This is a genomic window from Phytohabitans sp. LZ39, from assembly GCF_059359075.1.
On record NZ_JCADBM010000031.1, the window covers coordinates 19,728 to 43,629 of the forward strand.

Below are 23,902 nucleotides of genomic sequence, written 5' to 3' on the forward strand. Positions count from 1 at the left end.
CGCTGCCATCTCGGCCGGCGCCGGCGGTGCGGCCACGCGCGATGGCCACGACCGTGGCGCCGTCGACACGACGGGGAGCACGCGGATCAGCGCGGACGCCTGTGCACACTGCCCGAAGGAGCTAGTTCTTCCCGAAACTCCAACGTCGCGATCTTGATCTGGAGCTGATCGGCGACCGAGGGGTCGGTCGCGCCGAGCACGTCCACCGCGCGCTGCCAGGCGCGGCGAGCCGCGTCGGTGTCGCCGGTGGCGTGCAGGGCATCGCCGAGGTCGTTGAGTATGTTGACCTCGCCGTCCCAGTCGCTCATCTCCCGGGTTATGCGTAACGCCCGCTCGAAGCAGGCGATCGCCTCGCGGTCGAGACCCAGGTGGTGGTGTGCGTAGCCCAGGCTGTGCCAGGTGGCCGATTCCGCCAGGCGGTTGCCGAGCCGCTGGTGCAGGACCAGCGCCTGTTCACAGCAGGTGATGCAGCGGCGATGGTCGCCGGCTCGGCTGTGGCACCAGCCGATCGCGTTGAGGGCGAGGGCTTGGCCGGCCAGGTGATCCATCGCCAGGTACAGGTCGAGCGCCCGCTCAGCGTGGGTGATCGCCTCCTGGTGGCGCTCCTGGGCGACGAGCAGATCACTCAGGATCCGATGGCCGGTGGCCTGGCTGGCCGGATCGTTCCACCGCGCCGACACCTCGATGCTTCGCCGCACGTAGTCCTCGGCCTCGTCGTACCGGCGCAGCCGCGTCGACGCGATGGCGAGAACGCGCAGCGCGTGAAACTGGCCGGTCGCGTCCTCCAGCCGGTCGGCGGCCTCCAGCGCGACCCGTCCGATCGCGGCGAGCTCCGACCACTGCCTGCGCCGTTGCAGGAACGTACCCAGGACCCAAGCCAGCTGCCAGGCGTGCTGGTCGAACCCCGCGTTGGCGGCGAGGTCGACGCCGGCGACCAGCACCGGGTACTCGATCGCGAACCAGCTCATCGCCTGGGTTTCGTCGGCGAACTCCTCGACGGCGACGGTGGGGCCCCGAGGGGTGAGGGTGATCGGGTCGCGGTTGGGGTACAGCAGCCGCTCGCCCGCGTAGGCGCTGTGCAGGTAGTAGTCGAACATCCTGTGCAGCGCCGCGCGCCGATCCGGCTCGCCGGTCTGATCGTCGGCGAGTTCCCCCGCGTAGGCGTGCAGCAGGTCGTGCAGCGTGTACCGCCCCGGACTGTGCTCGGTCAAGAGGCTGGCCAGGTCGAGCTCGATCAGCAGCGCACGGGCCCGGGCCGGCGACTCGCCGGTGAGGCTGGCTACCGCCGCCGCCGAGAACTCCGGCCGCGGGTGCAGGCCGACCAGCCGGAACAACCGCGCCGCGGGTGCGCTGAGCGCGGCGTAGGACAGCGCGAACACCGAACGGACCCGTCCGGTCGGGTCGCCGGCGTCGAGTACGGTCAGCCGCTGTCCGGCCTGGCGGAGCTCGGCCGCGATCTCGGCCAGGCGAAAGCCGGTCTGCTGGGCGCGGGCCGCGACGATGTTCAACGCGAGTGGCAGCCGGGCGCACGCCGCGACGATCTGATCGACCGCCTCGGGTTCGGCCGAGACGCGGCTGTGGCCGAGCCTCCCGCGGAGCAGGTCGTGTGCGTCCGCGGGCGAGAGCACGTCGAGGCTCAACGGGTGCGCGCCCTCGGCCGCGACAAGGGAGGTGAGCCGGTTGCGGCTGGTCACCAGGGCCAGCGCCGAACGGGTGCCGGGCAGCAGCGGACGGACCTGGTCGGCGTCGCGGGCGTTGTCCAGGAGCACGAGAATCCGCTTGTCGGCCAGCATGCTGCGGTACAGGGCGGCCCGCGCGTCGAGGCTGGGTGGGATCCGGTCGGGTGGCACGCCGAGGGCGACGAGCAGCGCGTGCACGGCCATGGTCGGCGATATCGCCCGCCGGTCGGGGTCGAAGCCGCGGAGGTTGATGTAGAGCTGGCCGTCGGGGAACTTGTCGGCGACCCGGTGGGCCCAGTGCACGGCCAACGCCGTCTTGCCCACGCCGGCGGAGCCCGACACCGCTGAGATCACCACCGCGCTCGGCGCGCCGCCTGACGGTTGGGCCAGGAGGTCGTCCAGGCGAGCCAGCTCTTCCGCCCGCCCGGCGAACCCGAAGACGCCCGCGGGCAGCTGCCGCGGCACCGTGCTCACGCCGCCGACGGCGACGCCTCCGCCCAGCGGCGCCGGCTGGCCGATGGCGGGGTCGCCGCTGAGGATCTGCTCGTGTACCCGGCGCAGCTGCTCGGTGGGCTCCAGACCGAGCTCGTCGATCAGATAACGGCGCGCCTCCTGGAACGCCGACAGCGCGTCCGCGGCGCGGCCGGACCGGTACAGCGCGATCATCAGCAGGCTCCACAGCCGCTCGCGCAGCGGGTGCTCGGCGAGCAGGCCGCGCAGCTCCGCGACGAGGTCACGATGTGCGCCCAACTCGACGTCGAGCTCGATGCGTTCCTCGACGACCTCGAGGCGCCGCTCTTCATGCCGGTCACGCTCGGCGTCCAGCAGTGGGCTGGACAGCCCCGCGCAGAACGGGCCGCTCCACTGGTCCAGGGCCGCCCGCAAGGCCACGGTCGCGGCCGTGAGGTCACCGGCGGCCCGCGCGCGGCGCGCCTCGGCGACCCCGACGTCGAACCGGCTGAGGTCCAGATCTTCGGCGGGCACGGCCAGGCGATAGCCGGCGTCGGTCCACATGAGCCGGCGCGACCGCGTGCGCGGGGCCCGTGCCGGCTCCAGCACCCGGCGTAGCCCGGCGACATGCTTTTGCACGAGGTTTACGGCGTATGTCGGCGGCGCGTCGCCCCACACCGCCGCGATGAGTTGATCGCGGCTGACCGACCGGTTGGCTCTCGAGAGCAGCACGGCGAGGACCACCCGTTGCTGTATCGGACCAAGGTCGAGCTCGCCGTCACCACTCCACACCCGTAACGGGCCGAGCACCTCGAAACGCATGCGGCCACCCGGATCAGCTAGATTGCCACGCTGCCGGGATTCTAGTGGGCTTCGCCAATGTCTGTCGTGAGCAGTTCGCCAAAGCGCAGCAGGTAGAGGCGTGTCCGCCGGTGAATCCGAGTCGAGAATTGAGTGACCGGGGTCACGCCCGGGGATGTCACGGTTCGGCCGGCCGCCTTGTCCCATGGCCATGACCGAGACAAAGAACCAGACAGTGATCGTGGCCGGAGCCAGTGGTGTCCTCGGCCGGCACATCCGCGCCGCGCTCACCGGCGCCGGGCACACCGTGCTGGGCCTGGGCCGCGGTGAGGGCAACGAGATCCGCGCCGACCTGCTCGACCGGGACGGACTGCTGCGGGCGTTCCAGGGGGTCAAGGGCGACGTGGTGGTGCACGCGGCGACCGCGCTGCGCAAGCCGCCGATGCGGCACAAGGGCATGTTCGGCACCGACGACCTGCGGGTGGCCGGGACCGCGAACCTGATCGAGGCGGCCAAGCTCGCGGGTGTGCGCCGCTTCGTCGGCGAGAACGTCGCCGTCGGCTACGGCTACCGCGACTTCGGCGACCGGGTGCTGACCGAGGCCGACGAGTTCGGGGTGCCGGTGACCGATCCGAAGATCAACCGGCACTTGGCGGGCATGCGGGAGAAGGAGCGCTTGGCCCTGGAGTCGGGGCTGGAGGCGATCTCGCTGCGCTTCGGCTTCTTCTACGGGCCGGGTGGCACCGAGGCGATGGTGGACATGCTGCGCAAGCGGCAGATGCCGGCGTTCGACGACCACGGTCGCGTCTCGCCGTGGACCCACCTGGCGGACGCGGCCGCCGCCGTCCTCGCGGCGGTCGATCGGGGACGGCCCGGCGAGGCGTACAACATCGTCGACGACCACCTGGGCTTCGGGCAGCTGATCCGGGCGATCGCCGAGATCTTCGGTACGCCCAAGCCGTTCACCGTGCCCACGTGGATGCTGGCGCCCGCCTCCTACATGCACCTGATGCTCGGCGTCAGCATGCGGGTCTCGAGCGAGAAGGCCCGCCGCGAGCTCGGGTGGCGGCCCGCATACCCCACCGTGCTGGACGGGCTGCGGGCGCAGGCGTCCGCCCACGTCTAACCTGTTTCCATGATCGATCTCCAGGTCTTCGCCCAGCATCGGCGGCTGCTCTTCGACGTCGCGTACCGGATGACGGGGAGCGTCGCCGATGCCGAGGACATCCTCCAGGAGGCCTGGCTGCGGTGCCGCGACGTCGACGGCGAGCAGGTCGCCAACCCCCGGGCGTACCTGGTCAAGATCGTCACCAACCTCTCGCTCAACCAGCTGACCTCGGCCCGCGCCCGCCGCGAGACGTACGTCGGGCCATGGCTGCCCGAGCCGGTGCTCACCGCGCCCGACGCGGGTCAGGAGGCCGAGATGGCGGAGTCGATCTCGATGGCGATGCTCGTCGTCCTGGAGACGCTCACCCCCGCCGAACGTGCGATCTTCCTGCTCCACGACGTTTTCGGCTACAACCACGCCGAGATTGCGTCCATCCTCGACAAGTCCGAGGTCGCGGTGCGGCAGGCCGCGGCCCGGGCGCGGGCGCACGTCGCGGCCCGCCGGCCTCGCTTCGACGTCGACCAGGAGGTACGTCGAGAAGCGGTGGACCGGTTTCGCCAGGCCTGTGCCGGCGGCGACCTGAACGCGATGATGGAACTCCTGGCGCCCGAGGTGATCTGCTGGTCGGACGGCGGTGGCAAGGTGACCGCGGCCCGCCGCCCGCTGGAAGGCGCGGACAACGTCGCCCGCTGGCTGCTCGCGGTCTTCGCCAAGCCGGACGTGCGCGGCACGCGGCTCGTGATCACCGAGATCAACGGCGGGCCGGGCATCCTCGGCCTCGTCGACGGGCAACCGGCCGGAGCGATCTGCTTCGACTTCGACGGCGAGCGGATCACCGGCGTGCGCATGCAGGGCAACCCGGACAAGCTCCGCGGCCTCACCCGCTGAAGGTGCCGGGCCCCCGGGGCTCTGCTGGCTGCGCTCGCTTCGCTCGCTGGGCGCCCCGGATGGCCGGCGCCATTCGGCCTCGTCGCTGCGCTTCTCGGCTCGAATCCCGCCAGCCCCGGGGCGGTTGATGCGTTAGGGTAATCGTCAGGTGTGCCGGGAAGCCTGGTCGGCGTCGTATTTGTCGTGGCGGCGAGGCTGGAGGTGCTTCCTCATGCGGGCCCGAGACTTGGCCGCTGAGTTTCCGACGGTGGCGGTCGACACCCCGGCGCTGGACGCGGCCCGGCTGTTGGCGGGGCAGAATCTGCCGGGGCTGATCGTGGTCGACGACGCCGGCCGCCCGAAGACGATCCTGCCGGGCACGCAGGTGCTGCGGATGGCGATCCCGTCGTACTGCCAGGACGATCCGGCGCTCGCCCGGGTCATCGACGAAGCCGCCGCCGACCTGTTCATCCGCAACGTCGGCGACCGCACCGTGGCCGAGCTGCTGCCCCGCGAGCACCGTGAGCTGCCGGTGGTGGACCCGGACGCCACGGTGCTGGAGATCGCGGCGGTGATGGCCCGCGCACGCAGCCCTCTCGTCGCCGTCGCGGGCAAGGACCGCCGGCTGCTGGGCGCGATCACCTTGGACGCGCTGCTGGACCGGATGCTCGGCACGTGAGTGGCACCGCCTGGGCCGCGGTCGCGGTCTTCGCCGTCGCCTATGTCCTGATCGCCACCGAGAAGATCCATCGAGTCGCGGCCGCCCTCGGCGGCGCCGCGGTCATGCTGGTCATCGGCGCCACCGACGCCGAGCACGCGTTCTTCTCCGAAGAGGCCGGCATCGACTGGAACGTCATCGTCCTGCTCGTCGGGATGATGCTCATCGTGGCCGTCCTCAAACGCACCGGCGCGTTCGAGTACCTGGCCATCTGGGCGACCAAACGCGCCAAGGGCCGCCCGTTTCGGGTCATGGTGCTGCTCGTCGTGGTGACGGCGGGCGCGTCCGCGTTTCTGGACAACGTGACCACCGTGCTGCTGATCGCCCCGGTCACCTTCCTGGTCTGCGAACGGCTCGACGTGCCGGTCGCGCCGTTTCTGATCGCCGAGGTGTTCGCCTCCAACATCGGCGGTACATCCACATTGGTCGGTGACCCGCCGAACATCATCATCGCCAGCCGGGCCGGCCTGTCCTACAACGACTTCCTGCTCCACCTCGCGCCCATCGTCCTGCTGCTACTTGTCGCGTTCATCGGACTGTGTCGCATCCTCTTCCGGTCCGCGTTCACCTACGACCCGGTGCGCGCCGCCCAGGTCGCCAGCCTCCGTGAACGCGACGCGATCCGCGACGTGCGGCTGCTCGTGGTCAGCCTGGTGGTACTGGCCGCGGTGACCGCCGCGTTCGTCCTGCACACCGTGCTGCACCTGGAACCCTCGGTCGTGGCGATCGTCGGCGGCCTGGTCCTGCTCGCACTGTCCAGATTGGACGCCGGTGATGTCGCCAAGGACGTCGAGTGGCCGACGCTGGTGTTCTTCGCCGGCCTGTTCGTCATGATCGGCGCCCTGGTCAACACCGGCGTCATCGAACAGATCTCCCGGGCCGCGACCGACGCCACCGAAGGCCGGCTGTTCTTCGCCTCCATGGTGCTGCTGTGGGGATCAGCGGTGCTGTCCGCGATCATCGACAACATCCCGTACGTCGCCACGATGAGCCCGGTCGTCGCCGACATGGTCAACGCCGAAGGAAACACCAGCCAGTCGCAGGTGCTGTGGTGGGCTCTCGCACTCGGTGCCGACCTCGGCGGCAACGCCACCGCGGTGGGCGCCTCGGCGAACGTCGTCGTGCTGGGCATCGCCGAACGCGCCGGCAAACCCATCACTTTCTGGCAGTTCACCAAGTACGGCCTGATCGTCACCGTGGTCACCGTAGCCCTGACGGTGCCGTACCTGTGGCTGCGGTACTTCGCACTCGCGTGAATGCCGGACCGCCGTCACCCGGCGGCGGGCACCGGTCGCCCGGGCAGCACGCCGAGCTGTCGCATGGTCACCATGTCGTTGTGCACCGCCCAGTGCTCGGCCGCCTTGCCGTCGCGGAAGCGCAGGATGTGCACCATCGGCGTGGCCACGTCGCGGCCGGTCGGCGGGATGCCCATCAGGTCGCCCGTGTGGCGGCCGGTCAGCGTGCAGTGCACGGCCACCGTGTCGCCGTCGCCGACCACGTGGTGGATGTCGAAGCTGAGGTCGGAGAAGACGCTGTGCAGCCAGCGCATCGTCTGGGCGGCCCCCTCGATGCCCGGCGGCTCGTCGGGGCGCGCCGAGTGGTCGACGTAGTCGGGGTGCATGACCTCGGGCAGCGCGGCCACGTCGTTGGCCGGGATGATCTCCGCCCACACGCGGCGGGCCTGGGACTTGAGCTCGTCGATGGTGCCGGACATGACTACCTCCGCTAATATGAGTGGAACCAACGTGATTTGATGTCATGAGGATTCCACTGAATGTCTGAGGATGTCAAGCCCCGGCGCAGGTACGACTCCAGCCGCCGCCAGGCACAGGCGGCGCAGACCCGCCAGGACGTGCTGGCCGCCGCCCGCGAGGCGTTCCTGGAGCACGGGTACACCGGCACGACGCTCGCCGCGATCGCCAAGGCGGCCGGGGTGGTGGTCGAGACGATCTACCGGGGCTTCGGCGGCAAGGCCGGCCTCTTCAAGGCCGTCGTCGAGGCGGCCGTCGCCGGCGGCACCGCCCGCGCCGAGGTCCCCGTCGACGAGCGGCCGGCGGTGCGCGCCCTGATCGACGAGCCCGACCCCCGCCGCCAGCTGGAGCGGTACGCGGCCACCCAGCCCGGCATCCACCACCGGATGGGGCCGCTGATGCGGGTGCTCGCCACCGCCGCCGCCACCGACTCCGAGCTGGCCCGCGTGCAGCGCGAGATGGACGACTTCCGGCTGGCGGGGCTGGGCCGCTTCGCCCAGCTGCTCGCCGACCGCGGCGCGCTCCGCCCGGGGCTCTCGGTCGAGCAGGCCCGCGACATCCTCTGGACGCTGGCCTCACACGCCACCTACGACCAGCTTGTCACCCAGCGTGGCTGGTCCACAGAGGACTATCAAACCTGGCTCGCCGAGACCCTCTGCCGCACCCTCCTCTAAAGGATTTCCGGCGCGCCTTCCGGGAGCCGGAGTGGCCGGTGCTGGCTCCCGGAGGCGCTGTCTCAGCGTGAGGGGCGGAGGGTGACCCCTGGCGTGAACCGGGTGAAGGCCGGCGGCAGCAGGCCCTTGGTGAAGGTGCTCAGGTCCAGCACCTGGTGGTAGTGCGGGTCGAACCGGTTGGCCGCCCCGTTCAGCCGGCCCGGATCGGTGCCCGGCCAGCGGCCGGTGTCCACTTTGGTCAGCAGGGCACGCAGGGCGGTGACCTCCTCGGCCGCGTTGAACGAGCAGTGGCCGCCCCGCTCCACGTACAGCTGGCGCAGCCGGCCGGGGTCACCGGCGCGGCGGATCTGCTCGGCGTACCACCGCTCCTGCTCCGGGGGAGCGCCCCCGTCACCGGTGGTGTGCAGCGACAGGATCGGCACCGCGGTGCGCCCGGTCGGGACGCCGTAGCGGTACATGTACCGCACCGCCGCCGGGTCTGCCGCGATGCGCGGCTCGCCGGCCAGGCGGGCGAGGTCGGCGCGCAGGTCCAGCCCGGCGTCCCGGTACGCCCGCGCGACCGCGTCCTCCTGGCCGGAGCGGGCCAGCTGCCGGGTGTAGTCCACCCCGGTGTTCCACAGTGGATTGCCCCCGGCCACCTGGGAGATGTCGGCGAACGCGACCGGCCCGTTGCCGAACGCCTTCGCCCACTTGACCCACTCGCTCTGCTGCTGGATCCAGTCGGTCGGCTCGGTGGGCTTGGGCTGGAGCGAGAAGTACCACCCGGTGACGTTGCCGAGCGCCGCCGCGAGCGCGAGCCGGGCCCGTCCCGTCGCGGTCGCCCGCTCCCGGTCCACGACCGCGACGAGCGCGTCCCTGCTGGCCGCCGGATCGGCGGCGTCGACGAGGTCGATGTCCGCGCCGCCGGCGAGCAGCGTCTTGACCGCGAAGTTGACGTCCAGGGCTGTGTTGAACGTGTTCAACGGATCATAGGCGCCACACAGGGCGAGCATTCCGTCGAACCGGTGCGGGTACCGCTCCACCAGCAGCGTCGAGATCGCGACACCCAGCGACTGCCCGGTCACCACCGTCCGGTGTGGTCTGCCGACGTTCGCCTCGAACCAGTCCAGCAGCGACAGCTGGTCGCGCATCGCCTCCTCGACGAGGTAGCCGAGGCCGTTGTTCTGGTATTCCGAGGCGGCCAGCGCGTACCCGTGGTCGAGTAGCCACTGTGCGGTCTCCTCGGCGTTGCTCACCAGCAGGCTGCCGTCCCCGAAGCCGGGGAACGGGTAGTAGCCGTGGCTGAACAGCACCAGCGTGCCGTTCCACCGCCGCGGCATCTCGACCCGGTAGTCGGCGCCTTCGATCGTGCCGGTGTAGGTCCGGCGCTCCTCGACGGCCGGCCCGGCTGACGCACTGGTCGCCGGTCCGGCCACCAGCAGGCCGGCGACCAGCACCGCTATCAGCTTCCTCATGGTCCTTCCTCTCCCCGTGACGGACACCCGGCGTGCGGGTGCGTGAATGCCATACAGACCGTCCGGGGAGACGAAACTCATCGGTACATCTAGCGTCGGGCGCGGGTGCTACATCGGGCCTTGCCAGGTCTGGGGATTTTGGAGGTCTTCGGCGGGGTCGAGGCCTTCGACGAAGTCGGTGACGGTCTGCTCGCTCTGGCCGAAGACCTCGAGGTCGAGGTCTCCGAAGTAGTCGAAGACGATGAGCATGTCGCTCTGGTCCGACCACATCGCCGGCCTGCCCGCCACGGTGCGGTTCGGGGTGGGACCGAGCGGCTGCTCAGCGAACGAAACCTGGATTTCCCCGTACGGCGCCGGCGCGACGAGCGTGAACGACGACGTGCGTGCCCAGGCGCTGATGCCGTCGAGCTCGATCGAGCACCGTTCCAGTTTGGCGCCGGCCGGCATGTGGGTGGCCAGCACCGGCTGCGCGCAGCGCTGGGCACGGTCGAGGCGGATGGCCTCGGCGAAAGCTGTCAACGCCTCCTCGCTCGGGCTGGTCGTCAACACCGAGACGGTGAGGCCGTCCGCCGGCTGCCACACCAACTGCCAGGTGAGTCGATCCTCTGTGGACGTCGGGCTGAGACCGCGCAGGGTGGCGGGCCGCCCGTGGACGGAGACCTGGCGCTCGTCGGCGCCGGCCTCGGTCCGCACGGAGCCGCCGCGGCGGGGGATCTCCACTGTGTACGCCGGGGTGTCCCCGACAGCGCCGCCCTTGGTGTACACGCGCAGCCATTCGCCCTCCGGCATGGTCTGCCAGCTCGTCTTGTCCAGGCCCGGTACCCCGGACAGGTCCACGTCGAAGTGGAGTATCCCGGCATCCGCGCCGACCAGGTCGGGCCGCTGGGCGGCACCCGGCTCGCCCGGCGCGTCGGGGAGGGTCGGGGGTGGCGCGGGCGGTACGCCGACCGGCTCGTCGCCGGGGAGGCTGATCGCGTACGGGACGCCGATGGCCAGCGACACGACCGCGGCCGAGGCCAGCAGCGAGGTACGCAGCCTGCGGCGGGAGCGGATCCGGCGGCCGGAGGCGATCGCGGCGGACGCGGTGTCGGGCTTCATCAGGACGCCTTCGGTCATGCCGTGGATCGCGTCACGGAGCGTGCTGTCGGTGTCGTTCATCGCGTGACCTCCTGGTCGATTTCGTGTACCAGCGACCGCAGCTTGGCTAGCGCGCGACTTGTCTGGCTCCCCACCGTGCCCACGCGGCAGCCGACGATCCGGGCCGTCTCCTCGACGCTCACGTCCTCCAGGAAGCGGAGCACGATGATGGCCCGCTGCTTGGGTGGCAACGACTGCAACGCCTCGCGCAGGGTCAGCCGCAGCACAGTCGAGCCGGCGCCCTCGCCGCCGGCCGCCCGGTCCGGCACGGCGGCGACGGGTACCTCGCGCCGCCGTACCTTCCGCCAGGCCGAAATATGGGCGTTGTACATGATGCGGCGCACGTACTGCTCGGGCGCGGCGTGGATCTGCCGCCACCGGGAGAACGCCTTGGCGAGTGCGGTCTGGAGCAGATCGTGGGCACCGTGCTCGTCACCGCTGAGCGCGAAGGCCGCGCGCAGCAGCGCCGGCCCGCGTCCGGCCACGAACTCGGTGAACTCCTCCTCGACGGACTGGCTCATCCAGCTCCCTCCCCGCTTTCCCTCTGAGACGCCGGAGGGTGGGTGGGATTTTCGCCACCGCGCCGAAATTTATCTTTGGGCGCGCTGGCGCGAGCCGCGATCACCGGGTGTCGTTAGATTGGCCGGATGGACGCGCTGACGGAGTGGCTCGATTTGACCGAGGCCCGCATTCAGCTCATGCAGGACGCCGTCGGCTTCGTCACCGATCAGTCGAGCGACTCGCTTGCCGCGCTGCAAGATGTGCTCGACTCGCTCGACGACGAGGAGCGGCTGGGCGCGGCGGCCTACCTGGGTGAGTCGCTGCTGGCCGCGGCGGACGGCGAGTGGGGTTGGGACGCGTCGGCCAAGCGGCCGATCGTGGTGCCCGACCCGGCGCTCGGCCTACCGCCGGTCTCGCCGATCGACGAGATCGACGCCGCGGCGGGCGAGCGCGACGGGCGCCTCGCCGCGTTGCACCGCACCTGGGCCGCGGCGGCCGGCCCCCGGGCCGAGACGTCTTCGCTGGCCGCGTGGCTGGCCCGGCAGGAGTCCGGGTTTCCGGCCTGGGCGGCGAGGTACGGGCCGGGTGTGGAGTGGGACTTCTCCGTCGGCTCGCTCGATCGGCTGGAGGAGGTGCTGCGCCGGACCGTCACGTCGGTCGCGGAGCTGACCGACGGTCGGCAACGCTACTTCAGCGACGGCGCCTCGTGGTACTACGGCGAGGTGCTGCGGCGGGGGCTCGGCGGTTTCTGGGAGGACGACGTCGACTTCGTCTATTTGCAACAGGTCGGGCCGCATCGCGGAAAGATCATTCCGGTGCTGGCCTTGGAGCGTGCCGTCGCGGAGCCGGGGCATCTACGAGATTGGTATTCGATGTACGCGAGATAGTGCGGACATTGACAGCGGCGCCTACCCTGACAGGCTGTAGTCCACGGGGATGAGGTGTCCGCATGCCGGTCACGAGACTACGGCTCCGCGCTTTAGCGCTGATCTTCGCGCTGCTCGGCGCGTTGCTTGTGGCACCGGGGCGATCGGTCTCCGCGGAGCCCGCGCCACCGGCCGATCCCTCGTCCATCGGGTTCGAGATGGACGGCGCTCCCCACTCCGACTGGTTCGACCAGAATTTCTATCACTGGTCGGTGGATTTCCTTTATGAGCTGCCAGGATTCGACGGATCGGACCCGCGGCTGCTGGACGATCGTGCGCTGAGCGCGCTCGGCCCGCACCACCAATACCAGGTCGGCCAGCCGGAGCACGTGCTCACCGCGTGGTTCACGAGCAGGGCTCGCCGGAGCCTCAAGAGCGAGCTGGCAAAGCTCAACAAGAAGTACGCGAACGAAGCTGAGCGGGCGCAGAAGGCGAACGACCTGATCGAGGGCCGGTGGCTGGCCTACCTCAAAGCCTATGTCACGGTCCAAGACAACCGTATGCGCGGCAAAGCGTTCGAGCTGGCGATCCTCCGGATGCTGAACATCTCGCCGACAGATCCTCGCATCGCCTACGACAAGCCGTACAAGAAGCTGCCCGGACAGCGCAGCAAACGGCGGCCGGACCTGGTCAGCGAGGTCCTCAAGATGATCGCCGAGTTCAAGTCCGGCGGGATCTCCGATATGCGGCAGGTCCGAGATCTGCTGGAGATCGCGAAGGACATCGATGCCGAGACGCTGCACCTTTACCTCAACCGGGCGCTCGACGACGACACGGCGCAAGAGCTGCGAAATTTGATCAAGGAAATCGAGGAGGAGAACACCGAGCGGGCGGGACGGGGCGAAAAGCCGCTGCCGGTCGTGGAGCCGCGCGTGGTCCCGCTTACGCCGGTGGGCGTGGACATGCGGCTCATGCCGGCCGGCCAGTCGTTCACGACGACGCCGGTGCCGACGCCGGCCGCGATCGCCGCACACACGGCCGCGGCGACCGCGCTGCCGTCTCCGCCGGTCGCTACGGGCGACCCAGGTGGGCAGCCGGCCGCCGGGCCGGCGAATCCGACCGGGCCGAAGGGCGGGCCGACCGGTTCGCTGAGCGCCGGTGGGCAGGTCGCCGCGAACGGGGCCGCGGAACGGCTGGTCGCCGCGTCGCCGGATACCGCCGCGGCCGCACAGACGCTCGCCGAGGTCGCCGCGGAGGAGGCCGCCGCCGCCGGTTACGCGGACGGGGACGAGGCCGGGATGACGCCGGAGCGGCTCGGCGGCGTCGACTTCTCCACATTGGAGCTGCGGTACGTGTCCGACACGTACGACGGCGGGCTCGGCGCCGGCCTGCGCTACGCGTACCAGGTCGAGCCGGAGCCGGGCGCCAAGGTGTCCTTCGGCGGGCGGCAGTCCGCGCAGCTGGCCGCGGACTCGTTCTTCACCTGGCTGGCGCTGCCCCCGGCGAGCTTCACCGTCAACCTCAACCCGGACGAGCCACACCGCATCATGGACGCGAAGCTGGGCCGCACCGAGGCCGGGCGGACGCTGCTCGACGCGGATTTCCAGATGAAGAAGACGGTCGCGAAGCTGATCCATCCGGACTCCGCGACCGGCAAACAGTTCTGGCCGGAGCTCCACGGCGAGACCCCGTGCTTCTCGATGCGGCAGTGGATCGTGCCGCGCCCGGCGGTGGTCCGTGAGCAGGGCAACGAGTTGTTCATCCTGGACGCGCCGCTGGAGGTCAAGATGGAGACCGAATACCTCAAAACCAAGGGCAGCGGCTCAGAAGGGTGCCCGAACCACTCGACCGCGGACACCAGCCACAACGAAGGCGTCTACCGCGTGGTGGTCCTGCCCGAGCTACAGAAAGCGGTCAACGAGGCACCCGAGTACGCCGACCTGCGCCGGGTGTACGCGAGCAGGGTCGCCGCCGAGTGGTACCGGGAGCGCAGCGCGAAGAAGCCCACCGCGTACGGCCACTTGATCGACTCCGGCGACGTGAGCGCGTGGCCGCTGCGCGAGAGGTGGACGCCGAAGGACACCTGGAACCGCTTCGTGAAGTCGTACAAGGACGGCGAGTTCCGGGTCGAGCGGACCACCCGCGAGGGCTTCATGCAGGTCACCCGGCTGTACGTGTACGGCGGCGTCGACCTGTCGGACATCCCGCAACGACGGCTCTCCGGCGCCGACTTCACCGGAAAACGGCCGGCCATGGACGCGGCCGTCAAAGCCGCGATGGCGGGGCCCGTCGCCGAGGCCGGTGGCGGCCCGATGTGGCTCGGTGGCTGGTCGACCGAGCGGCCGCGGTGGTCACCGATCCCCGCACCGAAATCGCCGCTCGGCAGACCTGTGTTCTGGGCGGCGACAGCCGCGCCGGTACTGATCTGGATGATCGTCGCCGGCCTGCTGCTGGCCCGTCGCCGCCGGGTGGCGCGATGAGACGGCCGCGGGATCTCGTCGGCTCCCTGCTGCTGTCCGGGGCGGCGGCCCTGTGGCTGGCGGCCGCGGTCGCGACCCTGTTCGCCGGCCCGCAGTACGCCCGCCACCAGGTCGATCTCCAGCAGGACCCCGGGGCGAGCACCAGGACCGGGCTGGTCCTGGTCGCCGCGGTGCTCCTGATGATGGTCGCGGCCGGCGCGGCGATCGCGGTTGCGGCGCTCGGGTCGATCGGTTCGCCGGTGATCCGGATGCTGACCTGGATCTTCGAAGCGGTCGCGGCCGTGGTCGCCGTGGTCGTCATGGTGTCCGGCGCACCGGCCGGCGTGACGTGGCACGCGCGGTTCATGACCGGTACGGCCGTACTCACATTGTTGTTGCTCGCGGCCGCCGCCTCCTTCCAACTGCCGTCGCGCCGCCCGGCCCCGCGCCCCGCGCCCGCCGCCGTTTCGCCCGCGCCCGCCGCCGTTTCGCCCGCGCCAACCGGATCGGCCGGGCCGGCGGCGTCGCCCACGCCGGCGCCCGCGGGACGTGCGGGCTTTTGGCGGTCGGCCGGGCGCCGCGACGTCCCCCGGTGGGCGGTGGCGCTGGCCGCGGCGGTCGCGCTGGTCTTCGCGGCGGTGGCCGGCCTCCTCGGCGTACGCGGCGCCGGGCCGATCACCCCTCCGTCCGTGCCGGTCGCGGGAGCCCCGGCCTCTGCCGCGCCTCCACACGACGTCATCTACACCGTCAGCGCTCCGAGCACCGTCACCTGGATGGAAATCGTCTACGTCGACGCGGAGGGGAAGGCCCAGCGCACCACGTCGGCGCCGACCGGCCTGCCCTGGGTGCAGCCGATCCGGACCGGATCGCGGACGGACCTGCTCTATCTCGCGGTCTCGGTATCCAGCAAGGCACCCAACACCAAGATCCAGTGCGCCATTCATGTGGACGGGCGCAGGGCCATCGCTTCGGAGGGGCCGTCGTGCAACGTGCACGTGCGGTTCCCCTGACTGATATCCACGGGGAGAGAGAAATGAGAACGCGTCGAACGTCCATCGCGATGGCCGCCGCCGTCGTCGTCCTGCTGGCCGCGGCGAGCTGTGCCGGCGGCGACGAGGAGACCGGCGGAGGATCCGTCGAGCCACCGGCCGGCGGCTGGCCCCAGCCGGAAAACGGCCAGCTCACCGCGAAGATGTGCGGCCTGCTGACCCGCGCGGACTACGAACAGTTCGACCACCGCCAGCTGCTCGACCTCGAACCGCTGACCAGCCAAAAGGAAAGTACCAACAGCGTCTCGTGCAGCGCCCCGCCGGCCGACATGCTCGGGCTGACGCTCCAGCCCACCGCCGAGTCCGCCAAGGTCTGGTACCAAAGCTCGCTCGCCGGCCGCAAATCCCAAGTAATCTCCCACAAGCGCGACACGGTGCTGGTCGAAAACCTTGTCACCGGCGCGGACGAGAGCTGGCTCGACTTCTGGGTCGACAGCGGCAACGACGACAAACTCAAGGACTACGAGCTCAAGGTCCGCCGCGGCGCCCTGGTGGTCACGCTGGTCCTGAGCGGCATCGACGAGACCAAGGAGAAAGACCCCAAGGGCACGCTCGTCGCCCTCGCCGACCGCGTCCTACAACGCGTCGGCGACCTCGGCAAGACCGACACCGGCGTCACCCCGATGCTGCGCCTGGAGGTCAACGGCAAGGGCAAGGCCGGGCAGATCGTCTACTCGGTGCCGGACCGGGACGTCAAAACCCTCACGGACGTGAAGCTTCCGTGGAAGGTCGACCTGCCGCTGGCCGACCACGGCGAGCAGTTGCAAAACTTCTCGCTCAACGCGCACACGCCGATCACCCGGGGCCTCCCGGTCGGGATATCCTGCCGCATCCTCGTCGACGGCAAAATCCTCAGCCAGGAGCAGAACTTCGGTTTCGCCGGCTGTCTAGGCCACCTGCCCTAACGCGGTCGGCACGTGAATGGCTGGAGACATATTTGCCCACGCTCGCGTCAGCTGTAGACCGGCCCTACCATCCTTGAACGGAATGAGGGTGGGCGAGCACGACGAGCCAAGAGGTGTGAGGTTGTGCGGTTCAAGCGTCGGATGATCGTTTTCGAGGCGGCGGATCTCGATGCGGAGAGTGGGTTTTGGGCCGGGCTTTTGGACGGCACTGTCCATAAGGGCGACAGATGGCACAACATCTGGGTCGACGGCGACTGGCAGCTCGGGATCCAGTTGGCGCCGCATCACGTTCCGCCCAGCTGGCCGGACGACGCTTCGTCACAGCAGATCCACCTTGACTTCTATCTCGAGGATCTCGAGGCTGCGCACGCGAGGGTGCTCGAGCTGGGCGGGCGAGTGTTGAAGGCGGCAGACGATCCCACGGTTCCCTCGGGTTTCCGGGTCTACGCCGACCCGGCCGGCCACCCCTTCTGCCTGTGCTGGCTTCCCTCGCCTATATAGCCGCAGAGGCAGCTCTACTGCCGTGGTCGCCGTCCTGAAATGTGGACTGTGAAGGAACTGGTCGACGCAGCACGGTCCTGGAGTGAGGCACACCTGGACGAGCTCCTCGCGGCGCGTGAGGCGGGCAACGGCTGACTGGCGCTGGTCACCGTCTTCCTGTGTTCTGCGACTACCCACTTCTCCCATAGGTTCAGTAGACTTCGGTGCATGTACAGGTCAGTGTGGCGCCGCCGCGCGCTCGTCATGTTCGGAGCACTCCTGCTCGCCGCCGCGGGGCTCACCGCGTGCGGCGACGACGAGGCAGGCGGGAGCGGCGACGGCCCGCTGCGGGTGGGTTACCAGCGCTACGGCAGCCTGAGCCTGCTCAAGGCCCGCAACCAAGCACCGGGGGTGACCTGGTCGCTGTTCGAGAGCGGGCCGGCCCTCACCGAGGCGCTCAAAGCCGGGTCGATCGACATCGGCGAGACCGGCGAGGCACCACCCATCTTCGCCGCCGCCGGCAAGATCCCGTTCAAGATCGTGGCGACGTCGGACGAGGTGCCGCAAGGTGAGGCCGTGCTGGTCAAGGAGAGCAGCGGGTTCAAGACCTTCGCCGACCTCAAGGGCAGGACGGTCGCGCTGAACAAGGGCTCCAACGTGCACTGGCTGCTGGTCAAGCTGCTCGAGGCCAACAACATGACCCTGGGGGACATCACCGTCAGGTACCTCAAACCGGCCGAGGGGCGGCCCGCGTTCGACTCCGGGCAGGTGGACGCGTGGGTCATCTGGGATCCGTACTTCGCCCTGGCCGAGCAGCCCGGTGTCAAAGTGCTCGCGGACGCGACCGGGCTGGCCAGCAACCGGGAGTACATCCTGGCCGCGCCCGACGCCGTCGAGAAGAAGGCCGACGAGGTGCGCGACCTGCTCACCAAGCTCGACACCACCACCGAGTGGGGCATCGCCAACCCCGACGAGCGGGCTCGCGTGCTCGCGCCGGAGCTGAAGATCCCCGAGGACGTGGCCAAGCGCTCGCTGGCCCGCAGCGCCAAGCCGCTCGCCCCGGTCACGCCGGCGATCGGCGACGAGCTGCAAGCGATCGCGGACGGCTTCGCCGCGCTGGAGCTGATCCCCGAGCCGATCGACATCAAGGCCCGCATCGACACCCAGTTCACGCAGGTCTTCACATGATGCACCCCACGAAAACGCTTCGCTTCGCTCCACGTTTACGCGGGGACCCCGCGACCGCCCTCGCCACGCGGCCGCCGGCCACCGCGCGGAAGGCGCCGCAACAGGCCCCGAGGGCCAGCCGATTGCGGTGGCGCCGCCTCGTCACGCCCCTCACGCTTGTCGCGCTCTGGGAGATCTCCTCGCGTACCGGCGTGCTGCCCGAAGAGAAGCTCTCCCCACCCAGCCAGGTACTGCGCACCGGGTGGCGGCTGGCCGCGGACGGCACGCTCGCCACGCACCTGCTCGACTCGCTGACCCGCGCGGGCGCCGGCCTCGCCATCGGCGCCAGCCTCGCGCTGCTCCTCGGCTCGGTCGCCGGCCTCCTGCGGATCGGCGACGACCTGGTCGACCCAGCGGTGCAGATGGCCCGGATGCTGCCGCATCTCGCGCTGGTACCGCTGCTGATCATCTGGGTCGGCATCGGCGAGTCGCTGAAGATCACTCTGGTCAGCCTGGGCGTGTTCTTCCCGATGTACTTCAACCTGTACGCCGGCATCCGGGACATCGACGAGCGGCTGGTCGAGGCCGCACGCACCTGCGGGCTGGGCGCGCTGGCCCGCCTCCGCCACGTCGTGCTGCCCGGGGCGCTGCCGTCGGTGTTCCTCGGGCTGCGTCTGGCGAGCGGCGCCGCGTGGCTGAGCCTGGTGGTCGGCGAGACGGTCGCCACGCAGAGCGGCATCGGCTTTCTGATGATGGAGGCCCGCGAGTTCAGCCAGACCGACGTGGTCCTCGTCGGCCTGTTCGTCTACGCCCTGCTCGGCCTGCTGTCCGACCTGATCCTGCGGGTCGCGGAGAGGAGGGCGTTGACATGGCGGCGCGGCCTGCGGGCGACCTAGTCACCGCCACCGGCGTGCGGCGCGCCTTCGGGGACGCGGCCGTCCTCGACGGCGTCGACCTGACGATCGGCCCCGGCGAGGTGGTCGCCCTGCTCGGCGGCAGCGGCTCGGGCAAGACCACCTTGCTGCGGATACTCGCCGGCCTCGACTCGGACGCGACCGGCGACTGGCAGGTGCGCGGCAGCCTGGCGGTGGTCTTCCAGGAGCATCGGCTGCTGCCCTGGAAGCGGGTGGCCGACAACGTGGCGCTCGGCGTCACCGGCCCCGACGCGCGGCGCCGCACGGCCGCGGCGCTGGCCGAGGTCGGCCTGGCCGGCCGGGAGAGGTCCTGGCCGGCCGAGCTGTCCGGCGGCCAGGCCCAGCGCGTCGCCGTGGCCCGCGCCTTGGTCCGTGAGCCCGATCTGCTGCTGCTCGACGAACCGTTCGGCGCGCTGGACGCGCTGACTCGGCTGCGGATGCAGGCCCTCTTCGGGCGGCTGCGCGCAGAGCATGGCTTTGCCGCGCTGCTGGTCACCCACGACGTCGAGGAGGCGCTGCTGCTCGCCGACCGCACGCTCGTACTGGATGGCGGCCGGGTCGTCGACGACGCGCCGGTGCCACTGGCCCACCCGCGCGCGCCGGACGACCCCGGCTTCGGCGCGCTGCGCCGGCACCTGCTCGACCGCCTGGGCGTGCCGGCCGCCGCTGGGCTCTGACGCAAGACCGTACCAAGAACCTCCACGACCCCGCGGCGTGGAAGTCCCAACCCACGGACAGGTGTGAGCCATGACAGACCTGAAGTTCCACTGGTTCCTACCCACCAACGGCGGCGACGGCCGGCACATCGTCGGCGGCGGTCACGGCACCCCCGCCGGTACTGGCGGGCGCCCCGCCTCCGTCGCCTACCTCGGGCAGATCGCCCGGTCGGCCGAGCAGCTCGGCTTCGAGGCCGCCCTCACCCCGACCGGCGCGTGGTGCGAGGACGCCTGGATCACCACCGCGATGCTGAGCAGCGTCTCCGAGCGGCTGAAGTTTCTCGTCGCGTTCCGGCCGGGCCTCACCTCACCGCTCCTCGCCGCGCAGATGGCCGGTACGTTCCAGAACCTCTCCGGCGGCCGGCTGCTGCTCAACGTGGTCACCGGCGGCGAGAGTCACGAACAGCGGATGTACGGCGACTTCCTCGACAAGGACGCCCGCTACGAGCGCACCGGGGAGTTCCTCGAGATCGTCCGCGCGCTCTGGTCCGGCAAGCCCGTCGAGTTCGAGGGCCGGCACTTCCGGCTCGCCGACGCGGTCCTGGCCCAGCTGCCCGACCCGACGCCGCGGGTCTACTTCGGAGGGTCGTCGCCCGCGGCGCTGGACGTGGCAGCACGGCACGTCGACGTCTACCTGACCTGGGGCGAGCCGCCCGATGCCGTCGCCGAGAAGGTGCGCCAGGTGCGCGAACTGGCCGAGCGGCAGGGCCGGACCCTCGGCTTCGGCCTGCGGGTGCACACGATCGCCCGGGACACCTCGGAGGAGGCCTGGGCGGAGGCCGGCCGGCTGCTGGCCGGCATCTCCGAGGAACAGATCCGCCGGGTACAGGCCGGGCTGCGCCGCAGTGAGTCCGAGGGCCAGCGGCGGATGCTCGCCCTCAACGGCGGCACCAAGGATGGCCTGGAGATCCACCCCAACTTGTGGGCCGGCGTAGGGCTGGTCCGGGGCGGCGCCGGCACCGCCCTCGTCGGCAGCCACCAGCAGGTCGCCGACCTCGTCGAGCAGTACGTCGAGGCGGGTATCACCGAGTTCGTGCTCTCCGGCTACCCGCACCTTGAAGAGGCTTACCGGTTCGGCGAAGGCGTGCTGCCCGAGCTGTCCCGCCGGGGGCTCTGGCACCACTCGGCGCCCGGCCGGCAGTCGGCGCCGGTAGTACCCTTCGGCGCGGCGGCGCCGGCCCCGAAGGCGGCACCGCCGGCCCCGAAGGCGGCAGCGTCGTGAGCGCGACGCTCGACGTTCATCGGCAGAACGGCTCGCGCCCCATGGCGGACTCGATGCCGCCGAGTACGTGGCGCAGGAAGTACTCGTCGCCGGTCGTGGGGGTTTCCGTCCATGCCTCGACGGCGTGTCCGAGGGTGGTGACCCAGGAGCGGCCGCCGTCGTAGTACTGGCACCACGAGACGGGGTGGTTGCGACCGTGGCCGGGGTGGCCGCTGCCGCCGGTCGGCCCTTCGGGCAGCGACGCTTCGTCGACGTTGGCGAGGATCCGGACCCGGCTGGGGAAGGGCACGAGGTTGTACCACTCGTCGGTGAACTGCCAGCGGGCCGGCAGCCCGGCGGTCGACACGTCCCGGCGGCTCATCGTCACTACGGTGCCGGGTTGGTTACGCCCGTGGTCGTAGTAGTTGGCGCCGCCGAGCAGGCCCTCGTACCACTCCCAGTTGTACTCGGTGCCGAAGGCGTTGTGGATGCCGACGAAACCGCCGCCACCGCGGATGTACTGGCGCAGCGCGGTCTGTGCCGGGTCGTCGAGGGTGTCGCGGGTGGTGCTCATGAAGATGACCGCGTTGTAGCGGAACAGCCGTGACGGCGACGAGAGTTGGGTGACGTCCTCGGTCCAGTCGACGGCGAAGTCGTTGTCCGCGCCGAGCTTCACGAGCGCGTTCTGCGCGGCGTGGGCGGGTGTGAGCGGCGGGTTGAGTCCGGCGGGAAGCGCCGGGCCGAGGTGGGCGTGGCGTGGACCGGCGGTGCGGCTGTAGACAAGCACGCGGTATCCGTCGGTGGCCGGGTCGAAGTTGTCCCAGTCGTGATAACACTCGGGATCGGTGCCCCGGCACACGCCGTAGTCGGGGTTTCCGAGGTTTTGCGCGCCGCTTGGCGGGCGCTTCTCCGCGGCGCTGGGGATGGATGTGGTCAGCAGCATGACGGTCGCGGCCATCGCGGCGCCGAAGGCGGTACTGAGGATGGTGCTGCGTCTCAGGGGCATGTGTGCTCCTCAGGTGTCTTTCAGGTAGGTCGGCGTGATGGAGGGTGGGATCGGTCCTTTGTTGCGGCGGCCTTGGCCGGTCTCCTCCCAGGCGTGGGCGAGGATCCCGACACTGCGGCTCAAGACGAACAGGCCGCGGGCGAGCGGCGGAGCGAATCCGAGCTCGCCGTAGACGACGGCGGTACAACCGTCCACATTGATGGGTATGGGCCGGTCGCGTCCGGTCGCGAGGACGCGTTCGACGGCGGTCGCGGCGCGCAGGTAGGCGCCCGTCACGGTGCCGTCCGCGACCGCCTCCTCGACGCGGTGCAGCAGCGGGTCGCGGCGGGGGTCGACGGTGTGAAACCTGTGCCCGTAGCCGGGCAGGTACCGCGAACGCGCCCGCCACTCGGCGACGACCGACGACGCGGCGCGGTCGAGCGGTTCGCCGGCCTCGGCGCGGGCGTCGACCTCGGCGAGCATCCGCATGCACTGCTCGCCCGCGCCGCCGTGTACGTCGCCGAGGGTGTTCACGGCGCTGGCGATGGCGTTGTTCAAACCGATGCCGCACGTCGCGGCGATGCGCGCGACCGCGATCGACGGCGCGTGCGGTCCGTGGTCCACAGAGGACACGAGCGCGGCCTCCAGGAGCCGTTCCTGGGCCGGAGTCGGTGGTTGGCCACGCAGCAGCAGCCAGATCACGCCGACGAAGCTCATGTTTCCGATGAGCTCCTGTACCGGGCGGCCACGCAGCTCTATCACGTCGGGTTCGACGCGGGAGACCGCGGTGGACCACCAGTCGGCCACGTCCCGGACAGTCGGCCGCACAGGCTCCTCGCTCATGGCAGCTCCACCCCGACGGGCTCGACCTCGGCGTTGTGTTCACCCAACAGCGGCGGCGGCGCGCTCGGTCGCAGCGGGGCGCGGTTGAGGTGTACGCCGTTGCCGCTGACCCGCAAGGTGCGGTTGGGGTCGCCGGGAAACGGAAGGTCGGTGAAGTAGCCGCGCACGCGCAGCTGCTCCAGCTCGACCGCCTGTGGAACGGTGAGGATCCGCGCGGCCGGCACGCCCGCCGTGGAGAGCAGCTGCTCCCATTCCAGCGCCGAACGGCGTCGTAGGGCCGCGTTTATCTCGTGGTTGAGCGCGGTCCGGTTCGCCTTGCGGGCCTCGCGGTCGGCGAAGCGTTCGTCGGTGACGAGGTCGTGCCGGTCGATGAGCCGGCACAGGGTCTCGAACTGCTCCTGCCGGTTCGCGGCGATGTTGAGCGGTCCGTCGGCCGCGTCGAAGGTGCCCGATGGCGCGGCGGTGGCGTTCTGGTCGCCCATGGGTTCCGGGCGCACGTCGCTGACGAGGTAGTTCGAGGCCGCCCACCCCATGGCCGACAGGGATGCCTCCAACATGGACACATCGAGGAAGGCGCCCTTGCCGGTGTGCGCCCGGCCGGCGAGGGCGGCGCAGATCGACATCGCGGCGACCAGGCCGCCAACCGAGTCGCAGACCGGGAAACCGACCCGCAGGGGTGCCGTCTCGGGCGTGCCGGTGATGCTCATCATGCCGGAGAGCCCCTGGATGATCTGGTCGTACGCCGGCGCCTGGCTCATCGGCCCGGCCTGGCCGAAGCCGGAGATCGCGCAGTAGATCAGCCGCGGGTTGGTGCGGTGCAACGCCTCCCAGCCGTACCCCAGGCGTTCCAGGACACCCGCGCGGAAGTTCTCCAGCAGGACGTCGGCGCCGGCTACCAGCCGTTCGAAGGCGACCCGGTCCTGCGTGTCCTTGAGGTCGAGCTCGACCGACTTCTTGCCGGCGTTTTGCGCGAGGAAGGACGCGCCGATGCCGGCACTGTTGAGCGCCGGCTCAGGGCCGAGCCGGCGGGCGAGATCGCCGTGGCCGGGCTTTTCGATCTTGATGACCTCGGCGCCGAGGAGCATCAGCTGATAGCTACAGTACGGGCCCGCCAGCACGTTGGTCAGGTCGAGGACGCGTACGCCGTGCAACGGTCGGTCTTCCATGCGGTGCCCCT

Annotated in this window: 22 protein-coding genes; 14 read left to right on the forward strand and 8 right to left on the reverse strand. The window is 70.6% G+C overall.

Going from position 1 to position 23,902, the window contains the following annotated elements; all coding sequences use genetic code 11:
• Nucleotides 1–86: 86 nt before the first annotated feature.
• A complete protein-coding gene (locus AC5L36_RS40180) occupies nucleotides 87–2,951 on the reverse strand; it encodes an AfsR/SARP family transcriptional regulator (protein ID WP_441224060.1) in 2,865 nt (954 codons plus the stop codon).
• Between the two features lie 190 nt (nucleotides 2,952–3,141).
• On the opposite strand from AC5L36_RS40180, the gene AC5L36_RS40185 reads away from it, so the two are divergent.
• The 4 genes from AC5L36_RS40185 to AC5L36_RS40200 all read left to right on the forward strand — a co-directional run bounded on the left by AC5L36_RS40185 (nucleotide 3,142) and on the right by AC5L36_RS40200 (nucleotide 6,879).
• Nucleotides 3,142–4,056 carry an NAD-dependent epimerase/dehydratase family protein gene (locus AC5L36_RS40185; protein ID WP_441224061.1) on the forward strand — a complete coding sequence of 305 codons (915 nt, stop codon included), beginning with the start codon at nucleotides 3,142–3,144 and terminating at the stop codon, nucleotides 4,054–4,056.
• Nucleotides 4,057–4,065: 9 nt separating this feature from the next.
• The gene (locus AC5L36_RS40190; protein WP_441224062.1) at nucleotides 4,066–4,926 is read left to right on the forward strand and encodes an RNA polymerase sigma-70 factor; all 861 of its coding nucleotides are present in this window, start codon (nucleotides 4,066–4,068) and stop codon (nucleotides 4,924–4,926) included.
• A 211-nt stretch (nucleotides 4,927–5,137) separates the two neighbouring features.
• Nucleotides 5,138–5,584, forward strand: a complete 447-nt coding sequence (locus tag AC5L36_RS40195; protein ID WP_441224063.1) for a CBS domain-containing protein — start codon at nucleotides 5,138–5,140, stop codon at nucleotides 5,582–5,584.
• On the forward strand, nucleotides 5,581–6,879 hold the full coding sequence (locus AC5L36_RS40200) for an ArsB/NhaD family transporter (RefSeq protein ID WP_441224064.1): 1,299 nt from the start codon (nucleotides 5,581–5,583) through the stop codon (nucleotides 6,877–6,879). The genes AC5L36_RS40195 and AC5L36_RS40200 overlap by 4 nt, the downstream gene beginning before the upstream one ends.
• Before the next feature lie 14 nt (nucleotides 6,880–6,893).
• Here AC5L36_RS40200 and AC5L36_RS40205 read toward each other — a convergent pair whose 3' ends face one another.
• Nucleotides 6,894–7,337 (reverse strand): ester cyclase, encoded by a 444-nt coding sequence (locus tag AC5L36_RS40205; protein WP_441224065.1) that lies wholly within the window; start codon nucleotides 7,335–7,337, stop codon nucleotides 6,894–6,896.
• Between the two features lie 60 nt (nucleotides 7,338–7,397).
• Here AC5L36_RS40205 and AC5L36_RS40210 point away from each other — a divergent pair, with 60 nt between their 5' ends.
• A complete protein-coding gene (locus AC5L36_RS40210; RefSeq protein ID WP_441224066.1) occupies nucleotides 7,398–8,048 on the forward strand; it encodes a TetR/AcrR family transcriptional regulator in 651 nt (216 codons plus the stop codon).
• Between the two features lie 62 nt (nucleotides 8,049–8,110).
• Here AC5L36_RS40210 and AC5L36_RS40215 read toward each other — a convergent pair whose 3' ends face one another.
• The 3 genes from AC5L36_RS40215 to AC5L36_RS40225 form a co-directional block, all read right to left on the reverse strand.
• Nucleotides 8,111–9,502: an alpha/beta hydrolase gene (locus AC5L36_RS40215; protein WP_441224067.1), complete on the reverse strand. Its 1,392-nt coding sequence runs from the start codon at nucleotides 9,500–9,502 to the stop codon at nucleotides 8,111–8,113.
• 108 nt (nucleotides 9,503–9,610) lie between these two features.
• Nucleotides 9,611–10,660 carry a hypothetical protein gene (locus tag AC5L36_RS40220; RefSeq protein ID WP_441224068.1) on the reverse strand — a complete coding sequence of 350 codons (1,050 nt, stop codon included), beginning with the start codon at nucleotides 10,658–10,660 and terminating at the stop codon, nucleotides 9,611–9,613.
• Nucleotides 10,657–11,160 carry a SigE family RNA polymerase sigma factor gene (locus AC5L36_RS40225; RefSeq protein WP_441224069.1) on the reverse strand — a complete coding sequence of 168 codons (504 nt, stop codon included), beginning with the start codon at nucleotides 11,158–11,160 and terminating at the stop codon, nucleotides 10,657–10,659. Before AC5L36_RS40225 ends, AC5L36_RS40220 begins: the two co-directional genes overlap by 4 nt.
• A 126-nt stretch (nucleotides 11,161–11,286) precedes the next feature.
• Between AC5L36_RS40225 and AC5L36_RS40230 the strand changes: the two genes are divergently transcribed.
• From AC5L36_RS40230 to AC5L36_RS40270, 9 genes are all read left to right on the forward strand, one after another.
• Nucleotides 11,287–12,027, forward strand: coding sequence for a hypothetical protein (locus AC5L36_RS40230; RefSeq protein WP_441224070.1), 741 nt, complete (start codon nucleotides 11,287–11,289; stop codon nucleotides 12,025–12,027).
• Nucleotides 12,028–12,089: 62 nt separating this feature from the next.
• Nucleotides 12,090–14,486: a hypothetical protein gene (locus tag AC5L36_RS40235; protein ID WP_441224071.1), complete on the forward strand. Its 2,397-nt coding sequence runs from the start codon at nucleotides 12,090–12,092 to the stop codon at nucleotides 14,484–14,486.
• The gene (locus AC5L36_RS40240; RefSeq protein WP_441224072.1) at nucleotides 14,483–15,475 is read left to right on the forward strand and encodes an MmpS family transport accessory protein; all 993 of its coding nucleotides are present in this window, start codon (nucleotides 14,483–14,485) and stop codon (nucleotides 15,473–15,475) included. Before AC5L36_RS40235 ends, AC5L36_RS40240 begins: the two co-directional genes overlap by 4 nt.
• A gap of 23 nt (nucleotides 15,476–15,498) precedes the next feature.
• Complete coding sequence (locus AC5L36_RS40245) at nucleotides 15,499–16,419, forward strand: hypothetical protein (RefSeq protein ID WP_441224073.1); 921 nt, start codon at nucleotides 15,499–15,501, stop codon at nucleotides 16,417–16,419.
• A 123-nt stretch (nucleotides 16,420–16,542) separates the two neighbouring features.
• Entirely contained in the window at nucleotides 16,543–16,920 is a 378-nt protein-coding gene (locus AC5L36_RS40250) for a VOC family protein (RefSeq protein WP_441224074.1), read from the forward strand.
• A 207-nt stretch (nucleotides 16,921–17,127) separates the two neighbouring features.
• On the forward strand, nucleotides 17,128–18,087 hold the full coding sequence (locus tag AC5L36_RS40255) for an aliphatic sulfonate ABC transporter substrate-binding protein (protein ID WP_441224075.1): 960 nt from the start codon (nucleotides 17,128–17,130) through the stop codon (nucleotides 18,085–18,087).
• Nucleotides 18,088–18,209: 122 nt separating this feature from the next.
• A complete protein-coding gene (locus tag AC5L36_RS40260; protein ID WP_441224076.1) occupies nucleotides 18,210–18,962 on the forward strand; it encodes an ABC transporter permease in 753 nt (250 codons plus the stop codon).
• Complete coding sequence (locus AC5L36_RS40265) at nucleotides 18,935–19,657, forward strand: ABC transporter ATP-binding protein (RefSeq protein WP_441224077.1); 723 nt, start codon at nucleotides 18,935–18,937, stop codon at nucleotides 19,655–19,657. Before AC5L36_RS40260 ends, AC5L36_RS40265 begins: the two co-directional genes overlap by 28 nt.
• Before the next feature lie 70 nt (nucleotides 19,658–19,727).
• Nucleotides 19,728–20,918: an LLM class flavin-dependent oxidoreductase gene (locus AC5L36_RS40270; protein ID WP_441224078.1), complete on the forward strand. Its 1,191-nt coding sequence runs from the start codon at nucleotides 19,728–19,730 to the stop codon at nucleotides 20,916–20,918.
• Between the two features lie 16 nt (nucleotides 20,919–20,934).
• On the opposite strand, the gene AC5L36_RS40275 is transcribed toward AC5L36_RS40270, so the two are convergent.
• From AC5L36_RS40275 to AC5L36_RS40285, 3 genes are read right to left on the reverse strand one after another with little or no spacing between them, the layout of a single operon-like run.
• On the reverse strand, nucleotides 20,935–21,903 hold the full coding sequence (locus tag AC5L36_RS40275) for a ThuA domain-containing protein (RefSeq protein ID WP_441224079.1): 969 nt from the start codon (nucleotides 21,901–21,903) through the stop codon (nucleotides 20,935–20,937).
• A gap of 9 nt (nucleotides 21,904–21,912) precedes the next feature.
• Nucleotides 21,913–22,725, reverse strand: coding sequence for a citryl-CoA lyase (locus AC5L36_RS40280; protein ID WP_441224080.1), 813 nt, complete (start codon nucleotides 22,723–22,725; stop codon nucleotides 21,913–21,915).
• The gene (locus AC5L36_RS40285) at nucleotides 22,722–23,891 is read right to left on the reverse strand and encodes a CaiB/BaiF CoA transferase family protein (protein ID WP_441224081.1); all 1,170 of its coding nucleotides are present in this window, start codon (nucleotides 23,889–23,891) and stop codon (nucleotides 22,722–22,724) included. The genes AC5L36_RS40280 and AC5L36_RS40285 overlap by 4 nt, the downstream gene beginning before the upstream one ends.
• Nucleotides 23,892–23,902 lie beyond the last annotated feature (11 nt).